Annotated in this window: 9 protein-coding genes and 1 pseudogene; 4 read left to right on the top strand and 6 right to left on the bottom strand. The window is 70.4% G+C overall.

What is annotated here, in order from left to right; genetic code table 11:
• Positions 1–65: 65 nt before the first annotated feature.
• Positions 66–986 carry a tetratricopeptide repeat protein gene (locus tag ACTFTM_RS26485; RefSeq protein ID WP_449563124.1) on the top strand — a complete coding sequence of 307 codons (921 nt, stop codon included), beginning with the start codon at positions 66–68 and terminating at the stop codon, positions 984–986.
• 84 nt (positions 987–1,070) lie between these two features.
• Positions 1,071–2,052 (top strand): annotated as a pseudogene (locus tag ACTFTM_RS26480) (arginase family protein); the annotation flags it as partial.
• Positions 2,053–2,524: 472 nt separating this feature from the next.
• Here ACTFTM_RS26480 and ACTFTM_RS26475 read toward each other — a convergent pair.
• Positions 2,525–4,489 carry a penicillin-binding transpeptidase domain-containing protein gene (locus ACTFTM_RS26475; RefSeq protein ID WP_449563123.1) on the bottom strand — a complete coding sequence of 655 codons (1,965 nt, stop codon included), beginning with the start codon at positions 4,487–4,489 and terminating at the stop codon, positions 2,525–2,527.
• A 287-nt stretch (positions 4,490–4,776) separates the two neighbouring features.
• Here ACTFTM_RS26475 and ACTFTM_RS26470 point away from each other — a divergent pair, with 287 nt between their 5' ends.
• A complete protein-coding gene (locus tag ACTFTM_RS26470) occupies positions 4,777–9,858 on the top strand; it encodes an NAD-glutamate dehydrogenase (RefSeq protein WP_449563122.1) in 5,082 nt (1,693 codons plus the stop codon).
• Positions 9,859–9,929: 71 nt separating this feature from the next.
• On the opposite strand, the gene ACTFTM_RS26465 is transcribed toward ACTFTM_RS26470, so the two are convergent.
• Together ACTFTM_RS26465 and ACTFTM_RS26460 are read right to left on the bottom strand one after the other, a co-directional pair.
• Positions 9,930–10,619 (bottom strand): class F sortase, encoded by a 690-nt coding sequence (locus tag ACTFTM_RS26465; RefSeq protein WP_449563121.1) that lies wholly within the window; start codon positions 10,617–10,619, stop codon positions 9,930–9,932.
• A 1-nt stretch (position 10,620) separates the two neighbouring features.
• Positions 10,621–11,835, bottom strand: coding sequence for a hypothetical protein (locus tag ACTFTM_RS26460; protein WP_449563120.1), 1,215 nt, complete (start codon positions 11,833–11,835; stop codon positions 10,621–10,623).
• 590 nt (positions 11,836–12,425) lie between these two features.
• Here ACTFTM_RS26460 and ACTFTM_RS26455 point away from each other — a divergent pair.
• Positions 12,426–14,234: a glycoside hydrolase family 6 protein gene (locus tag ACTFTM_RS26455; RefSeq protein WP_449563119.1), complete on the top strand. Its 1,809-nt coding sequence runs from the start codon at positions 12,426–12,428 to the stop codon at positions 14,232–14,234.
• A gap of 121 nt (positions 14,235–14,355) precedes the next feature.
• Here the strand turns inward: ACTFTM_RS26455 and ACTFTM_RS26450 are convergent, their stop codons facing one another.
• The 3 genes from ACTFTM_RS26450 to ACTFTM_RS26440 form a co-directional block, all read right to left on the bottom strand.
• Positions 14,356–14,742: a hypothetical protein gene (locus ACTFTM_RS26450; RefSeq protein WP_449563118.1), complete on the bottom strand. Its 387-nt coding sequence runs from the start codon at positions 14,740–14,742 to the stop codon at positions 14,356–14,358.
• A 116-nt stretch (positions 14,743–14,858) separates the two neighbouring features.
• On the bottom strand, positions 14,859–15,167 hold the full coding sequence (locus ACTFTM_RS26445; protein WP_449563117.1) for a hypothetical protein: 309 nt from the start codon (positions 15,165–15,167) through the stop codon (positions 14,859–14,861).
• Positions 15,168–15,182: 15 nt separating this feature from the next.
• On the bottom strand, positions 15,183–16,841 hold the full coding sequence (locus ACTFTM_RS26440) for a sodium:solute symporter family protein (protein ID WP_449563116.1): 1,659 nt from the start codon (positions 16,839–16,841) through the stop codon (positions 15,183–15,185).
• Between the last annotated feature and the right edge of the window lie 100 nt (positions 16,842–16,941).

Here is a 16,941-nt window from a genome sequence, read left to right as displayed (position 1 = left end):
AGAGTTGCGACGTTGGAGTTGTGGGTGAGCCGGGAATCGGGGCTCACGTGCGAGACTAGGTAACCATGAGCGACCCACGGATCACCTCGTCGATCTTCACCCGCGGCGCGGTCGACCTCAGCACGCTGCGTGGCCCCGCACCAGCCAGTACCCGCCCCGGCGCACCCCCGCAGGGCGGTCCGTCCGCCGGCACGCCGGGCGCACCGACCACCGGCGACGCCCCCATCGTCGACGTCACCGAGGCGACTCTCCAGTCGGCGGTGCTCGAGCAGTCGATGGCCATGCCCGTCATCGTCTTCTTCGGCGCGGCCGGCTTCCCCGAGAGCGACGACTTCGCCCCGGTGCTCGAGCGGCTGGCAGCCGAGGGCGGCGGCACGTGGGTGCTGGCCCGTGTCGACGTGCAGGAGAACCCGCGGATCGCCCAGATGTTCCGGGTCCAGGGCATCCCGATGGTCTACGCGGTCGTCGGCGGCCAGCCGATCGACGCCTTCTCCGGTGTGGTGCCCGAAGCCCAGCTCCGCCAGTGGATCCAGGCCGTGCTCAAGGCCGGCGGCGTTACCGTCGCCGAGCCGGAGGACCCGCGCCTCGACGAGGCGGACGACGCGCTCATGAGCGGCGACCTGGACGCCGCCGAGCAGGCGTACCGCAAGATCCTCGCGGACGCTCCCGCGGACGCCGCGGCCACGGCGGGCCTCGCCCAGGTCGGCGTGGCACGCCGGGTGGCGGGCGCCGACCCGGCCACCGCGCTGGCCGCAGCCGAGAGCGCCCCCGACGACGTCGCGGCCCAACTGCTGGCCGCCGACATCGAGGTGCTCAGCGGCCTGGCCGAGCAGGCGTACGCCCGCCTCGTCGGCCTGGTCCGGCGCACCGCCGGCGAGGACCGCGAGACGGTCCGCCAGCACCTGGTGTCGCTCTTCTCCATCGCCGGCCCGGACGATCCGGCGGTCGCCTCGGCCCGTCGGGCACTTGCCAGCGCCCTGTTCTGAGCCCGCAGCACGACTGTGGGTGCGTAGTACGCCAGCGCGGGCCGGCGTTTCGCCGGCCCGCCCGACCACCGGGGACGGGAGCTCATGATGCGCCGGATCGCCGTCCTCGACGCGCCGACAAACCTCGGCCTGCGACCGCCGACGTCCACCTCCGTGCCGGGCTGCGCCAAGGCGCCCGGTGCGCTACGCGACCACGACCTGTTGGCCCGGCTGCGGGCCCGCGACGCCGGCTGCCTGACTGCACCCCGGTACGACCCCGGTGACTGGCGGCCCGGGGACGGTGTGTGTCATGCCCGGGAGATCGCCGACTACTCGCTCGCGCTCGCCGAGCGGATCGGCTCGATCATCGACCGGGGCGAGTTCCCGGTGGTACTGGGTGGCGACTGTTCCGTGCTGCTCGGTTCCGCGCTCGCCATGCACCGTCTCGGCGAGGCGGTCGGCGGGCGGATCGGACTGGTCTTCGTCGACGGTCACTCCGACTTCCGGCACCCCGGCAACGCCTCCTACGTCGGCGCGGCCGCCGGGGAGGACCTGGCCCTGGTCACCGGGCGCGGGCAGGCCGACCTGGCCGCGTTGGAGGGCCGCCGCCCCTACTTCCGCGACATCGACGTCGTAGTGCTCGGCATCCGGGCGCAGGACGAGTACCGCCTCGACCTCCAGGCCGCGGGGATCACCACCCGGCCGGTTCCGGCGCTGCGCGCCGAAGGCGCCGCCCGTACCGCGCAGTGGGCGCACGAGCAGCTTGCCGACTGCGCGGGCTACTGGGTGCACATCGACGTCGACGTGCTCGACCCCGCGGTGATGCCGGCCGTCGACGCCCCCGACCCGGGCGGCATCGCCTTCGCCGAACTGGAGATCCTGCTCGCCGGCCTGGTCGACACACCACACTGCCTCGGCGTCGAGCTGACCGTCTTCGACCCCGACTACGACCCGGACGGCTCGTACGCCGCCGAGATCGTCAACACCGTGGTCGCCGGTCTGGCCCCCGTCACCGCCCCGGAGGCGATGCCGCCGCGGCTGCTGTCGTCCCGGCCCACGCCCGCCCCCCGCCGGAGCAGCCGGCCAACGCTCGCCCCCGAGCCCGCCGACGTGCCTCGCCCGGCCCTCGACGGCGACGGGCCACACGACGAGACCGAGTCTTCCGGCGGGCAGAACGGCACCGAGGTCGCGAACGCGGTACCGATCGGCGCGCTCACCCCGGCTCGATCGGAGTCGGTTGGCCCTGCGGAGCGGTCAGGTTTCGCGGTGCCTGCCGGTCCTCCGGAGCCGGTCGATTCGGGGCCGGATGTCGTCGTGACCGCGGTCGAACCCGTCGGCCCACCGGCCGCAGCCGGCCCAGGCCTGCTCCGGCGCCCGACGCCCCCCGCCGAACACCCCGAAACCGACACCGCCTAACCCCACCCCAGCCCGGACCCTCCGCCGCCGGTCCGCTCCTCTGGTGATCAAGAGGTTCGCGTCATGATTCGGCTCGAACCTGACGCGAATCTCTTGATCACCGAGGGCGGCGGGGGTGGGAGGGTCCGGGGTGGGGGAGGGGGTCAGGGGGTTCGGAGGGCGCGCAGGAAGCGTTCGGCGATCGGGACGGCCGTATCGGTGCTGGAGCCGCCGTTCTCCACGAACACGGCGAACGCGACGTCACCCCGCCAGCCCACGAACCAGGCGTGCGTGTGGGCCGGGTTGTCGTCGAACTCGGCGGTGCCGGTCTTGCCGTACACCTCGCCGCCCGGCACGTCCTTGAGCGCGCTGGCGGTGCCCGCGGTGACCACCTCGCGCATCATCGTGCGCAGCGCCGTGACGGACTCGGGCTTGAGCTGCTCACCGGCCGGAGCCGGCTTGGCCGGCGCCGGGTCGACCAGCAGTTTCGGCTGCTCGAAGCGGCCCCGGGCGACGGCCGCCGTGGCGCCGGCCATGGCCAGAGGACTGACCAGCGTGGTGCCCTGGCCGAACGACGCGGCCGCCTGCTCGGCCGGGCTGCCGCCGGTCGACACCTTGCCGGTGAAGGAGTCCACGCCCAGGTCCCACTGACCTTCCAGCCCCAGGGACCGGCCGGCCGCAGCCAGCCCGTCACCGCCGAGCTTCGGTGCCAGCGAGGCGAAGGCCGTGTTGCAGGACTTCGCGAAGTCGGTGCGGAACGGCACCGAGCCCAACTCGAAGTTGTTCGAGTTCTTGAAGGACCGACCGTCGACGGTGAAGGTCTTCTTGCACTCCACCCGGCCGTCCAGCGTGACCGCGCCCCGGTCGAGCAGGCCCAGCGCGCTCACCATTTTGAAGGTGGACCCCGGCGGCACCTGCGCGGTGAAGGCCAGATTCTCGCCGGCCGAGCCGGGACCGTTCGCGGCGGCGAGCACCGCGCCGTCGCTGACCCGTACCGCGACCAGCGCGGCACGGTGCGGCTCCGCGCGCAGTGCCCCGTCGGCCGCGTTCTGGGTGGCCACGTCCAGGGTGGTCTTCAGCGCCTGGCCCGGCTGCGGTTCGCGGCGGAACAGCTCGGTGCCGGTGGGCGCCAACTTGCCGTCCTCGGCGGGCCGCTCGACCAGGACCGTCAGCCCGGGACCACCACGCAACCGCTCGTCGTACTGGCCCTGCAACCCGCCGTGACCGACGAGGTCGCCGGTGACGTACCTGTCGGGGTGGGCGGCGAGGTCGTCGGCCTGCGCCTGGTCGACGCTGCCGAGCAGCGCGCGGGCGAACTCCCGGGTCGGTGCCAGATCGAGCTTGTCGGAGTTGAACTTGGTGCCGGGCAGGTCGTAGATGCGAGGTTTGATCTGCTTGTACGCTTCCTCGCGCAGGGTCACCACCTCGACGAACGCGCCCGGATCAGCCTCGGCGACCCGCTTGGGCAGGTCGGCCAGGTCGACGCCGGGCACCAGGGCCGGACGGATCGCCTTGAAAGCCGCGTCGAGGTCCTTCACCAGCTTCTTGATGTCGGTGACCTGGCTGGGTTGCACGCCCACCCGGACCACCGGGCGCGGCGACACGATCGGTTTGCCGGCCGCGTCCAGCACTCCGGCGCGGGAGCCGGCGTCGCGGCGCAGCCCCAGCCGGTCGCCCTTGGTGAGCTGCTCGTGGAGGACCCGCGGCTCCCACATCACCTGCCACTGGTCGTCGTCGCCCTGGACGAGCCGCAGCTCCCGGTCGTACGTCCAGTGGGTCTGACCCGGCAGCGTCCAGTCCACCCGGACAGTGGTGGTCGCGATGTTCTTGGTGATCTTCGGTTCGCCCTGCCGGGTCAGGGCGGGCGGGGTGGCGGCCAGGTCGCCGGACAGCTCCTTGATCTCCTTGCTCACCTCGGCCGCCGGTATCTTCGCGCCGGTCGAGTCGACCATCGCGACCGTCTGCAGGTCGCCGCTGCGCCACCCGGCGAGGAAGGCGTCGACGCTGCCTTCCGGCCCGTCGTCTCCGGAGCACGCCGCCAGCACACCGGCGGTGAGCAGGGACGCGGTGAGCGCGGCTACCCGCCGTGCGCGGTTCGGCCGGTTTGGGCGGGGGTAGGACAAGGTCATGAAGCGGTCCTTCCGATCTCGTGCTGCTCTGCACCGTAGTACGCGAACGCTGTCCCCAACGTCCGGTGAAGCCCTGAACGTTCAGGAAAGACGGACCGGGCCGGTGTGATGAACATCGCGCGGCGGGGTATCCCGCAACCGGCCAACCTCGGACCCGCAACGGGTGAAAGGACAAAGTCCCGATCCGGACGTCCGGCCGGTGGTCCGCCGACGAAGGCGGCTGACGGCACGCATAGGCTGGGCGGCAGAGTGACCCACAACGCGGTGGGTCGAGGGGAGTGGCACCGATGGACCGGCGTCCGGCGATCAAACCGGAACCCGACCTCCGACCGGATGACTCCGGCCGGGACGACGACAGCTTCGATTCGGCGACCGACGGGGACGGCTACGGCCGTCTCGACACCGGCGTCACAGGGCTGACGGGGTCGAGCATCGACACCATCTACGATCTGGGTCTGCCGACTGAGGCGTTGACCGACGACGTGGAGGACGCGGAGCTCGACGAGCCCGTACCCAACGCGGAGCGTCTGGTGGCCCAGGCCGTCGCGCTCGCCGGGGACGACCATGACGCGGCGACCCTGGTCGGTCGCTTCTGGCGGTTCGCCCCGGACGAGGAGCTGGTCGGCTTCACGGCGGAGGAGATGCTCGACGCGGCCCGGGCCCACCGGGACCTCGCGCAGCAGCGGGTGCCCGGCGAGTTGAAACTGCGCATCCACGAGCCGCACGCCGACCAGCACCACACCGTCGTCGAGATCGTCACCGACGACATGCCGTTCCTGGTCGACTCGGTGACCGCGCTGCTCAACTCGTACCACCTGGACGTACACCTGCTGGTGCACCCGCTGGTGGTGGTCCGGCGTGAGCCCCTGGGTCGCCTCACCGAGGTCTCGGCCGACGTGGAGCCGGACGACGCGATCGCCGGCGACATCGTCGAGAGCTGGATGCGGATCGAGATCGACCCGGTCCGGGACGCGGCCGAGCGGGACCGGTTGCGCAGCGAGCTGCAACGGGTGCTCACCGATGTACGGGAGGCCGTGGAGGACTGGCCGAAGATGCGTCAGCGCGCTCTCGCGCTCGCCGACGAGTTGGCCTCGGCCCGTACCTCGGACAACCGCCCGCCGGTGCCGGAGAAGGACATCACCGACTCCGTGGAGCTGCTGCGCTGGCTCGCGCACGACCACTTCACGTTCCTCGGCTACCGCGAGTACCGCCTGGTCGACGCCCCCGACGGGAACTCCGCCGACCCGGTGGACGGCAAGGCCCTCGAAGCGGTGCTCGGCACCGGGCTGGGCATCCTTCGCTCGGACTCCCCGGAAGCCCGGTCGCTGTCGTCGATGACGCACGAGGCGCACGAGAAGGTGCTGGAGAAGCGCCTCCTGATCATCACCAAGGCCAACTCGCGGGCCACCGTGCACCGTTCGGCGTACCTGGACTACATCGGCTTCAAGATCTTCGACGAGGCCGGCGAGGTCATCGGCGAGCGACGCTTCCTGGGGCTGTTCTCCACCGCCGCGTACCGGACCAGCGTCCGGGAGTTGCCGGTGGTGCGCCGCAAGGTCGCCGAGGTGCTCGACCGCTCCGGCCTGAGCCGGCGCAGCCACTCCGGCAAGGACCTGCTCCAGATCCTGGAGACCTACCCGCGCGACGAGCTGTTCCAGATCAAGACCGACGACCTGTACCACGCGGTGATCGGCGTGCTGCGGATGGCGGGCCGCCGGCAACTGCGGGTGTTCCTGCGCCGTGACGCGTACGGGCGCTTCATCTCCTGTCTGATCTACCTGCCCCGCGACCGGTTCACCACGCAGAACCGACTGCGCATGCAGGACATCCTGCTGCGCGAGCTGAACGGTGTCGGGGTGGACTACACGACCCGGGTCACCGAGTCGATGCTCGCCCGGATCCACTTCATCGTCCGCACCGACCCGACCCGGCCGCCCGGCGAGATCGACGCCGACCTGCTGGCCGAGGAGTTGGCCGACGCCACCCGGCTCTGGGACGACGACTACCGGCTGGTGCTGGAGCGCAAGCTCGGCGACGAGCAGGCCAAGCACCTGTTCACCCGGTACGCCGACGCGTTCCCGGAGGGCTACAAGGACGGGCACACGCCGTACGAGGCGATGAAGGACCTGGCCAAGCTGGAGCTGCTGGAGGAACCCGGCCAGCTCGAGATGCACCTGTTCCGCAAGCAGCTCGCGCCTCGCCCGGGCACCCGCGTGCCGGGCGCCGACCTGCCCGATGAGATGAACGTGCGGTTCAAGGTCTACCGGTACGGCGAGCCGATGATGCTCTCCGCCGTGCTGCCCGTGCTGCACTCGCTCGGTGTACGGGTGGTCGACGAGCACCCGTACGAGGTGGACCGGATCGACGGTCGGGTCTACCTGTACGACTTCGGCCTGATGCTGCCCGAGGGGCACCACGAGCTGGCCGAGGTCCGCCCGCACGTGGAGAACGCCTTCGCGGCGGCCTGGCGCGGCGAGGCCGAAGTGGACCGGTTCAACGAGCTGGTGCTGCGCGCCGGACTGACCTGGCGGCAGGTCGTGGTGCTACGGGCGTACGCGAAGTACCTGCGGCAGGCCGGCACGGTCTTCTCGCAGGACTACATGGAGCAGACCTTCATCGCGTACCCGAAGCTCGCCAGCCTGTTGGTGGAGCTGTTCGAGACCCGGTTCGCGCCGGGTGAGCTGAGCGCCGAGCAGCGGCAGCAGCGCAGCGGCGAGCTGGTGGAGACGATCCGGGGCGCGCTGGACGACGTCGCCAGCCTCGACCAGGACCGGATCCTGCGCTCGTACCTGACGTTGATCGAGGCGACCCTGCGGACCAGCTTCTACCAGAAGCCGGTCGGGGGGCGGCCGAAGGCGTACGTGGCGTTCAAGCTGGACCCGCAGGCCCTCCCGGACCTGCCGGCGCCCCGACCGAAGTTCGAGATCTTCGTGTACTCGCCGCGGTTCGAGGGCGTGCACCTGCGGTTCGGGCCGGTGGCCCGGGGCGGGTTGCGCTGGTCCGACCGCCGGGAGGACTTCCGGACCGAGGTTCTGGGCCTGGTCAAGGCGCAGATGGTGAAGAACACGGTGATCGTGCCGGTGGGCGCCAAGGGCGGCTTCGTGCTGAAGCAGAAGCCGGGGGACCGGGACGAGGCGGTCGCCTGCTACCAGGAGTTCGTCGGCGCGATGCTTGACGTCACCGACAACATCGTCAGCGGGCAGATCGTGCCGCCCGACGACGTGGTCCGGCACGACGGCGACGACCCGTACCTGGTGGTCGCCGCCGACAAGGGCACGGCGACGTTCTCCGACATCGCCAACGAGATCTCGCTGGCGCACAACTTCTGGATGGGCGACGCGTTCGCCTCCGGCGGTTCGGCCGGGTACGACCACAAGAAGATGGGCATCACCGCCCGGGGCGCCTGGGAGTCCGTGAAGCGGCACTTCCGGGAGCTGGGCCTGGACACCCAGACCCAGGACTTCACGGTGGTGGGCGTCGGCGACATGTCCGGTGACGTGTTCGGCAACGGGATGCTGCTGTCCGAGCACATCCGGTTGGTGGCCGCGTTCGACCACCGGCACATCTTCCTGGACCCCGACCCGGACGCCGCCACCTCGTACGCGGAGCGTCGGCGGATCTTCGACCTGCCCCGCTCCTCCTGGGAGGACTACAACCCGGAGCTGATCTCGGCCGGGGGCGGCATCTTCCCGCGTACCGCGAAGTCGATTCCGATCACGCCGCAGGTCCGGGCGGCGATCGGCCTCGACGACGACGTCACGCAGATGTCGCCGCAGGAGCTGATGAAGGCGATCGTCACCGCTCCGGTGGACCTTTTCTGGAACGGCGGCATCGGCACGTACGTCAAGGCCTCCACCCAGACGAACGCCGAGGTGGGCGACAAGTCCAACGACGCGATCCGGGTGGACGGGCGCAGCCTGCGCTGCCGCGTGGCGGGCGAGGGCGGCAACCTGGGCTGGACCCAGCTCGGTCGGATCGAGTACGCGTTGACCGGTGGTCGGATCTACACCGACTTCATCGACAACGCGGCCGGTGTGGACACCTCCGACCACGAGGTGAACATCAAGATCCTGCTGAACACCGCGGTGGCCGACGGCGAGCTGACCACCGCCGAGCGGGACGAGCTGTTGGCCGGGATGACCGACGAGGTCGCCGAGCTGGTGCTGCGGGACAACTACGACCAGGCCCGGGCGATCAACAACGCCCAGGCCCAGGCGGCGTCGCTGCTCCCGGTGCACCGTCGGATGATCAACGAGTTGGAGCGGTCCGGCGCGTTGGACCGCTCGTTGGAGGCGCTGCCGCCGGACGAGGAGCTGGCGGTCCGCAGCGAGTCCGGGCTGACCGCGCCGGAGTTCGCCGTGCTGCTCGCGTACGTGAAGATCGTCCTCGAGCGGGAGATCCTCACCGACGGGCTGGCCGACGAGGAGTGGACGTCCGAGGTCCTGGTCAACTACTTCCCGACGCCGATGCGCGAGCGGTTCGCCGACCGGATGGGCCGGCACCGGCTGCGGCGCGACATCGTCACCACCGTGCTGGTCAACGAGGCGATCAACCGCGGTGGCATCTCGTTCGTCTTCCGGGTCGTCGAGGAGACCGCAGCCAGCGCCGCGGACGTGATCCGGGCGTACGTGGTGGTCCGCGAGGTGTTCGGGCTGCGTGACCTCTGGGACGCGGTGGAGGCGCTGGACAACAAGGTCTCGCCGGAGTTGCAGACCAGCGTCTACCTGGACACCCGTCGGCTGCTCGACCGAGCCGTGCGCTGGCTGGTCACCAACCGACGCTCGCCGATCGACGTGCCCGCCGAGATCGCCCGTCTGCGGGACGGCGTGGCTCGCCTGCTGCCGGGGATGGAGGAGCTGTTCTACGGCAGTGAGCGGCAGGGCATCGTGGCGCACATCGACTCGATGACCGAGCGTGGGCTGCCCCGCGAACTGGCGGAGCGGGCGACGCGGCTGATGTACAGCTTCGGCCTGCTGGACGTGGTGGAGACCGCGACCCGCAGCGGACGGGACGTCGGCGAGGTGGCCTCGGTCTACTTCGTGCTCTCCGACCTGTTCCGGGTGGACTCGCTGCTGTCGAAGATCTCCCTGCTGCCGCGGGAGGACCGCTGGCAGACGCTCGCGCGGATGGCGCTGCGCTACGACCTGTACGCCGCGTTGGCCGCGCTCACCGCCGAGGTGCTCGACTCCACCCCGGACGAGTTGCCGCCGCACGAGCGGGTGCAGCAGTGGGAGCAGTCGAACGCCACGTCGATCCACCGCGCCCAGCGGGCGATGGGGGAGTTCGACGAGTCGCGTGCGGATCTCGCCGCCCTCTCCGTGCTGCTGCGCCAGATCCGCACCCTGGTGCGGACCTCCGCCGCCGCCTGAGTCGGTACGCCGGACGCGGTCCGGCCGGTCGGGAACCCCCGACCGGCCGGACCGCGTTTCGTTCGTCGCGGTCACGCCGCCAGAGTGGCGAAGACGACGATGTTGTCGGGGTAGCTCTTGGCGGCCTGGTCGAACTGGCCGCCGCAGGTGACCACCCGCAGGCCGGGCCTGTCGTTCGGCCCGTACACCAGCTCGGTGGGGAAGGACGTCTTCGGGTACGACTTCACCGAGTCGACCCGGAACGTCGCCGGTTGGCCATCCGCCCGCCGCACCGTGATCGTGTCACCGGGCACGAGCGAGCCGAGGTCGAAGAAGACAGCCGGGCCGAGCTTGGCCGAGTCCACATGCCCGACGATGACCGCGTTGCCGGTCTCACCGGGGCTCGGACCCGGCTCGTACCAGCCGGCCTGGTCGGCCTGCTCCAGCGGGGGGACCTGGACGGTACCGTCCGGGTTGGTGCCCAGCGACATGAGCGTCGCGTCGACGCCGATCCGAGGGATCTCGATGGTGGTCGGGGCCGACCGGGCGAGGCCGGCCGGCGCGGCTTCCCCGTTGACGGGTGGGATGTCGCTGTCGGGCGCCGCCGATCCGCTGACCTCGGGGCCGGCCTGGGCCAGCGGCTGTGGGGGTCGGGGAGCGGGCGTGGTCTGCAAGGAGGCTCCGATCATGCCAGCGCCGATCATGGCAAGGGTGACGACGACGGCCGCGCCGGCGGCACGCCACGGTCTTCCGTGACGGCCGCCGGCCCGTGTCGCCGTCACGTCAGGCGAGCGAACCATCGGTCCGCCGACGACGCATCAGCACGATCCCGCCGAGCGCGGCGGCGCCCAGCAGGCTCGCGCCACCGGTGGCCAGGCCACGGTCGGTGCCGGTGCTGACGCCGCCGTCACCACCGTCGACCCCGCCGTGGGGCAGGACAACCAGTTCGCCCTCGCCGCACGAGCCCTTGAGCTCGTAGCGACCCGGCTTGGCGTCCTTGTCGACCTTGGCCTCGCCGTAGTAAACGAACTCGCGCTCCTCGTCCCGGCCACGCTCGTCCCGACCGTGGTCGGAGCCGTAGTCGCGGTCCTCGGACTCGTGGCCCTTGGACTCCCAGCCCTTGTCGGAGCCGTACTCGTCGTCGGAGCCGTAGTCGCGGCTCTCGGACTCGTGGCCCTTGGACTCCCAGCCCTTGTCGGAGCCGTACTCGTCGTCGGAGCCGTAGTCGCGGCCCTCGGACTCGTCACCCTTGGACTCGTGGCCCTTGGACTCCCAGCCCTTGTCGGAGCCGTACTCGTCGTCGGAGCCGTAGTCGCGGCCCTCGGACTCGTCACCCTTGGACTCCCAGTCCTTCTTGTCTTCGTCCTTGGACTCCCAGTCCTTCTTGTCTTCGTCCTTGGACTCCCAGTCCTTCTTGTCCTGGTCGTCCCGGCCCTCCTGGCCGTGCTCCTCGCCCTTCCAGTCCTTGCTGTCCTCGTCCTCGTAGGCGTCGGCGGCAGCGCCGCCGCCCTGGCCGCCGGGCTGGGCGTCGCCGTGCTCACCCTTGCCCTCGTCGTCCTTGCCCTTGTCGTCCTTGCCGTGCTCGTCCTTGCCTTCGTCGCCCTTGCCTTCGTGGTCCTTGCCCTTGTCGTCCTTGCCGTGCTCGTCCTTGCCCTTGTCGTCGTCCTTGCCGTGCTCGTCCTTGCCCTTGTCGTCGTGGTCGTAGGAGTCCTCCTCCTCGCTCCACTCGCCGCGGTCCTCACCCCGGTCGTCCCGCGCCGGCTTGAGCTTGACCTTGCCGGTGACCTTGGACCACACGTACGCGTGCTCCTGCCGATCCGGGCAGATCTCGAGGAGCTTGACCTCGTCGCCGGCCTTCACGATGTGCGGCTTGGCGTAGACCTTGCCGTCCTGGTCGTGGTGCCCGTCGGCGAACGCGATCCCCGGCGTGAACACCAGGAGGGACGCGCCACCGAGGGCGGCGCCCGCAACGACCTTCCCGAGCATCTTCTTAGCCATGACCTGCGTCACTCCATCCCTGTTGTCCTGAGCTCGGCGACAACCGAGCTAAGACCGACGTTAGACCTTTTCATGACCTATGAAGTGAAAGATTCGCGTTTTGACCTTTGCTGGTGGTAAGAGCCGAAGGGCTGGTACGCGGCTTTCTTCGCTTGCTGTGTCGCCCCGGGTGCTGACCGCCCCGCCGGGCCGGGCGAGGCATTGCCGCCCCGCCGCGCGCTACCGCACGCGCTCGCCCCGTAACGGGCAGCTGGTGCCACCTGCGCCGCTCGGGGGTATCGTCCGACTAGAGGTGGACCGCGCATCGAGCCATTGCCATGGAAGCGCTCCCATGCAAGAATCGGCGAACGCGGTTCGGGGAGCCACACCGCGCAGGCGGGGCGTCGAGGGCATCCGGTTCACCGGACGACAACCGGCCGCCGATCGGTCGGCCGTGCGCCGGCCAATCACCACCAACCACCACCGCCCGTCCGGGTCGGGCACCCCCCCAAAGAATCCCGTGGCGCCGGAGGCCGTCCGTGCAGGACGCCCGACGGGCCGTCTCGCCGGGCCGTACGTGAGGCCCGGTCTCGCCCAAGGAGATCAGTGGCATGAATGTGTGGAGAAGGCTGTCCGGCCCACGCCGGACCCTCGCGCTCGCCGGCGCGGGCGTTCTGGTCGCCGGCGGGCTGGTGACAATCCCGGTCACGGCGGCGCAGGCGGCGACGCAGTGCGACGTCGCCTACGCGACGAATGACTGGCAGGGTGGCTTCACCGCCAACATCACCATCAAGAACCTCGGCGACCCGGTCAACGGCTGGACGCTCGGCTGGACCTTCCCCAACTCGAGCCAGCGGGTGCAGCAGGGCTGGTCGGCCACGTACACCCAGTCCGGCAGCCAGGTCACCGCCCGCAGCATGTCCTACAACGGCACCCTCGCCACCGGTGCGTCGACGACCCTCGGGTTCAACGGCGCGTGGAGCGGCAGCAACCCCAAGCCGACGTCGTTCACCCTGAACGGCGTGGTCTGCAACGGTGGCACGGGCAACCCGACCACCCCGCCGCCCACCACGCCCCCGCCGACCACGCCTCCTCCCACCACGCCTCCGCCCACGACCCCGCCGCCCACCACGGGGCCGCCGCCCACCACGCCGCCCCCCGGCGTGAAGGTCGACAACCCGTACGCCGGTGTGCCCGGTTACGTGAACCCGGAGTGGAAGGCCAAGGCGGACGCCGAGCCCGGCGGTAGCCGCGTCTCGAACAACCCCACCGCCGTGTGGCTGGACCGGATCGCCGCGATCAACGGCACGCCGAACAGCAGCTCCAACGGCGCCTTCGGGGTGCGCGACCACCTGGACGAGGCGCTGCGCCAGGGCGCCGGTTACATCCAGTTCGTGATCTACAACCTGCCCGGCCGCGACTGCTCGGCGCTCGCCTCCAACGGCGAGCTGGGCCCGGACGAGCTGCCCCGGTACAAGTCCGAGTACATCGACCCGATCGCCGCGATCCAGAGCGACTCGAAGTACCGGAACATCCGGATCATCAACGTCATCGAGATCGACTCGCTGCCGAACCTGGTGACCAACACCTCCGGTCAGGCCGGCGGCACGGTCATGTGTGACACGGTCAAGGCCAACGGCGCGTACGTCAACGGTGTCGGCTACGCCCTCGCCAAGCTGGGCGCGATCGGCAACGTCTACAACTACATCGACGCCGGGCACCACGGCTGGCTCGGTTGGGACAGCAACTTCGGCCCGACCGCCGACATCCTGAAGACCGCCGCGGTCGCCTCCGGCAGCACGGTCAACAACGTGCACGGCTTCATCACCAACACCGCGAACTACTCGGCGCTGGTGGAGCCGAACTTCAAGATCACCGACAACGTCAACGGCCAGACGGTGCGGCAGTCCAAGTGGGTCGACTGGAACTACTACGTCGACGAGCTGTCCTTCGCCCAGGCGTTCCGGACCAAGCTGATCTCGGTCGGCTTCAACTCCAACATCGGCATGCTGATCGACACCTCCCGCAACGGCTGGGGCGGCGCCAACCGGCCCACCGGTCCGGGCGCGACGACCAGCGTCGACACGTACGTCAACGGTGGTCGGATCGACCGTCGCTACCACGCCGGCAACTGGTGCAACCAGGCGGGCGCGGGTCTCGGCGAGCGGCCCCGGGCGAACCCGGCGACCGGTATCGACGCCTACGTCTGGGTGAAGCCCCCGGGTGAGTCGGACGGCTCCAGCGCGGAGATCCCGAACAACGAGGGCAAGGGCTTCGACCGGATGTGCGACCCGACGTACGGCGGTAACGCCCGCAACGGCAACAACCCGACCGGGGCGCTGCCGAACGCGCCGATCTCCGGCGCGTGGTTCTCGGCCCAGTTCCGGGAGCTGATGCAGAACGCCTACCCGGCGCTCTGACCGGGTAGCTCCGCACCCACCCGCCCCCGGCAGTAGGTGAGGCACTGCCGGAGGCAGGTTCCCCGGGGTCCCCGGTCCGACCAGCATGGTCGGGCCGGGGACCCCCCTTTTCCGTCCCAGGTCAGGGCACGGTGCGCTCGATCGCCGCGCGGCCGTGCTCGGCCAGGTCGCGTCGGGCCTTCTCCAGGTTCTCCGGCGTGAGGTCCTGTCCGCGGGCCATCACCAGGTCCTCCGGTTCCCAGGGCTGCTCCGCCCCGGTACGGATGTTGTCGCCGCCCGCGCCGGTGCCCGTGCCGGTCGCACCGGTTCCGGCCGCGTACGGGTCGCCGAGCAGGTCGTCGGTGTCCGGGGCGAGGTCCGGCTGCCGCCCGCGGGGTTCGGTGAAGGTCGGCGTGTCCCGGTCCGGGCCGCCCCCGGTCCGCAGCTCCGGCACGGTGCTGTCGTCGTCCACCGCAGCGGCCGTTTGCGGGCTCTCCTCCAGCGGCGGTCGGCGGTCGCGATCGGTCATGGTGCTGCCTCCTGTGTCCGACACGGTGCCTGATCCCCCTCGCGTACCCCGTGCGCGGGCGCCCATGCGCGACGCCGGCGCCGTCCGGGTGGACGGCGCCGGTCAGGGGCCGGGATTCAGCGTTCGGGCTGGGGCTCGTTCGCGGACGGCGCCTCCGCCGGCCGCAGCCACTGCCAGAGCAGCATGACCAGTCCGAAGGCGAGCATCGCCAGGCCGGCCCACAGGTTGATGCGGACGCCCTCGGCCTTGTCGATCTCGGCCCGGCTGTCGAAGATGCCGATCAGCGTCACGATGATTCCGTACGCCACGAAGAGCCCACCGATCACCCGGCGGATGTCGAACAGACGGGCGGCGGCGGACCGCCGCTCCTCTGCCTGCGTCTCGTCGATCAACGGGTCCTGCGCCGGCTGGCCGTCGTTGCTCATCTGCCGACTCCTTTCCTAGAAGACCGGGATGTAGAAGAGGGCGGCCAGCGCGACCGCGATCAGGCCCAACAGCACCGGTGAGCGGTACCAGACGGCGTCCCCGGCGAGCACGTCGCCCTTCAGGTCGACGCCGCCCATTCCGTAGACCAGCCCGCGCAGCTCCTCGTCGCGCTTGGGTGCGGTGATCGGGGTGAGGATGGCGGCGACCAGCGCCACGGTGACGAACGCGATGCCGGCGCCCCAGAAGCTCTCCTCCAGGTCGGAGTTGAAGTCGATCACGCCGCCCTTGTAGAGCAGGTACGTCGCCAGCGATGCCAGGGTGCCGAGCAGCAGCGACCAGAAGCCCGCGAGCGCGCTCATCCGCTTCCAGAACATGCCGATGATGAAGGTGGCGAACAGCGGCGCGTTGAACAGGGAGAAGAGCGCCTGGATGTAGTTCATGATGTTGCTGAACCCGGACGCGATGAACGCCGTCCCGATGCCGATCACGACGGCGCCGACGGTCGCCCACCGGCCGATCCGCAGGTAGTACTCGTCGGACCGGCCGCGGCGGACGTACGCCTGCCAGATGTCGTAGGTGAAGACGGTGTTGAAACCGCTCACGTTGGCCGCCATGCCGGCCATGAACGACGCGAGCAGGCCGGTCACCGCCACCCCGAGCACGCCGTTGGGCAGCAGGTCCCGCATCAGCAGCGGGATGGCGTTGTTGTACTGCAGGTCGCCCTTGTCCGCGCCGAGCCCCTTCACCGTCACCAGGGCGACGAGACCGGGAATGATCGTCACGAGAGGGATGAAGAGCTTCGGGTACGCGGCGATGATCGGCGTACGCCGGGCGGCGCTCATGTTCTTGGCCGACAGGGCGCGCTGCACCTCGGCGAAGTTCGTCGTCCAGTAGCCGAACGACAGCACGAAACCGAGACCGAAGACGATGCCGATCCACTGCGCGCCGAGGGGGTTGTCGGTGCCGCCGGTGTCCTGCCAGGCGTGCAGACCCGCCTCGCCGAGCTTCGAGTCGCGGACCGCGTCCATCAGCCCACCCACACCGCCGACCTTGACCAGGCCGATCACGGTGACCGGGATGAGGCCGGCCAGGATGACGAAGAACTGGAGTACCTCGTTGTAGATCGCCCCGGACAGGCCACCGATGGTGATGTACGCCAGCACGATCGCCGCGCCGACCACGATCGCCGTCCAGAGCGGCCAGCCGAGCAGCGCCTGCATGACCAGGGCCAACGCGTAGAGGTTCACGCCGGCGATCAGCACCTGGGCGACGGCGAAGCTCAGCGCGTTCAGCAGGTGGGTCGGTCGGTTGAAGCGCAGCCGCAGGTACTCGGGGACGCTGCGGACCTTGGAGCCGTAGTAGAAGGGCATCATCACGATGCCCAGGAAGACCATCGCCGGCACCGCGCCGATCCAGTAGTAGTGGACCGTCATGACGCCGTACTGGGCCCCGTTGGCCGCCATACCGATGATCTCCAGCGCCCCGAGGTTCGCCGAGACGAAGGCGAGGCCGGTCACCCAGGCCGGTAGGGAGCGGCCGGAGAGGAAGAAGTCGACGCTGGTACGGATCGCCCGCCGGGCGGCGAAGCCGACCCCGAGGACGGTGACGAAGTACAGCGCGAGAATCAGGTAGTCCAGCCCGTTCATGTCGAGCCGCAGACCGCCGCCGTCCATCTCGTCACCCCTCGTCCGACGTTGGCACCGGATTTGATGCGCGCGCCCTATTACCCAGTAGTCGGACTTTCACGCCTCCCTGTCTGATCCGCGGGGTTGG

The sequence above is a fragment of the Micromonospora sp. RB23 genome, from assembly GCF_053585025.1.
The sequence above is the reverse complement of the archived record's forward strand: the minus strand, read 5'-3'. Positions and strand labels throughout refer to the sequence as shown.